Source organism: Streptomyces sp. RP5T, assembly GCF_003933965.1.
GTDB lineage: Bacteria > Actinomycetota > Actinomycetes > Streptomycetales > Streptomycetaceae > Streptomyces.
This window is the reverse complement of record NZ_RSAJ01001173.1, coordinates 1-934: the sequence shown is the minus strand read 5'-3', so window position 1 is coordinate 934 and position 934 is coordinate 1. Positions and strand designations below refer to the sequence as shown.

1 protein-coding gene is annotated in these 934 nt (G+C 71.0%); it reads right to left on the bottom strand.

Annotation, left to right across the window (positions count from 1 at the left end; all coding sequences use genetic code 11):
• Positions 1–125: 125 nt before the first annotated feature.
• On the bottom strand, positions 126–620 hold the full coding sequence (locus EHS43_RS45210) for a MarR family winged helix-turn-helix transcriptional regulator (protein ID WP_125196122.1): 495 nt from the start codon (positions 618–620) through the stop codon (positions 126–128).
• Positions 621–934 lie beyond the last annotated feature (314 nt).

The window sequence follows — 934 nt, the reverse complement described above, 5'->3', positions numbered from 1 at the left end:
CGTCCACACACCCGCGGAAAGTCCCACCCAACGGCCCACGCACACCCTTCAGGGGCGCGGGGAACTGCGCGATCAGCCCACCCGTCCGGAGCAGTCGCCGCCCGGCGGACGGCAGCCCACGTCGCCTACTTCTCCATGCCCCGGTTCAGCTGGTGGAGCAGGCGGGCCAGTTCGGTGACCTCGTCCGGGTTCCAGTGGGCCAGGCGGCCGGCGTAGCGGGCCCGGCGGGCGTCGCGGACCCGGTGCACCCGGGAGCGGCCCTCCGGGGTGAGGTCGACCAGCCAGGCCCGGCCGTCCGCGGGGTCGGGTTCGCGGGTGACGAGGCCCAGGTCCTCCAGGGCACGCAGCTGGCGGGACATCGTGGCCTTGCCGACGCCGATGTAACCGGCCAGTTCCGTGGCCCGCTGGCGCCCGCATTCATCCAGTCGGACGAGCAGTCCGTAAGCCGCCGACTCCAGGTCGGGGTGGACCTCCCGGGCCATCTCCCCCTGGTTGGCCCGCGCGCGGCGCAGCAGGACGGTCAACTCGCGCTCCAGCGCCAGGAATCCGGGCTGGTCCACACCGCTCGGCACCCCCTCGGTCCGGTCCCGGCCGGCCTCGCCGTTTCCCTCTTCGTGCACGTCAGCCCCTGCCCTGGATTTCCCGGTCGTGAAAGTTTCCGCCAAATTGCGACATCACCGCAGCTCCGTAAGTATTTCGCAGGGCTAGACCAACGGCAGCCTCCGGTCCCTCTTCCCACCCCGTCGTCCCCGTACGTAGCGTCGTGACCGAGCGGCGGCTGGCATGCCCACGTCAGCCTGACACAGCTTTCCCCACTCCCCCACCGAGCATCACCGAGCCCTCGGAGGCACGCCCATGCCCGTGCACAGACCCGAATCGATACGTCCCCGACGCCTCTTCCTCGTCGGGCTCCTGCTCACCGCTTTCTCCCTGC